This is a genomic window from Mesorhizobium sp. M4B.F.Ca.ET.089.01.1.1, from assembly GCF_004022605.1.
Lineage (GTDB): Bacteria > Pseudomonadota > Alphaproteobacteria > Rhizobiales > Rhizobiaceae > Mesorhizobium > Mesorhizobium abyssinicae.
Genome location: NZ_RZOS01001569.1, coordinates 1 through 394, shown reverse-complemented (window position 1 = coordinate 394; position 394 = coordinate 1). Strand labels below are relative to the sequence as shown.

At 62.9% G+C, this 394-nt stretch carries 1 protein-coding gene and 1 pseudogene; both read left to right on the top strand.

Annotation, left to right across the window (positions count from 1 at the left end; genetic code table 11):
• Positions 1-195: pseudogene (locus EN780_RS38330) on the top strand (DUF411 domain-containing protein); the annotation flags it as partial.
• A gap of 9 nt (positions 196-204) precedes the next feature.
• A partial coding sequence (locus tag EN780_RS38325) for a hypothetical protein (RefSeq protein ID WP_128276684.1) occupies positions 205-394 on the top strand: 190 nt, incomplete at its 3' end.

Genomic DNA, 394 nt, shown 5'->3' with positions numbered 1-394 from the left:
GCTATGTGGTGAGCGGCCATGTGCCGGTCGGCACGGTCAACAAGCTCTTGACCGAGCGGCCCGACATCAAAGGGCATGACGCTGCCCGGCATGCCGATGGGCTCCCCCGGCATGAGTGGCACGAAGGAAGCGCCCTTCGAGATTCTCGAAATCCGGAAGTCTGACGGGACCGGCGGCGTCTACGCCACGGAATAGGAGGCTTCGATGATGGAATGCATGAGCGGCATGATGATGTTCGGCATGGGCCTGGTGTGGCTGCTTGTCGTCGTCGTGCTCGTCCTCGGGACGGCCGCGCTGATCAAGTACCTGTTCTCCAGCGGCGGCAAAGGAGAAGGGCGTCGGTCCTCTTATCGATGCGTGGCCGCGGCAGGCCTCGGATTGGTCTGGACATTGC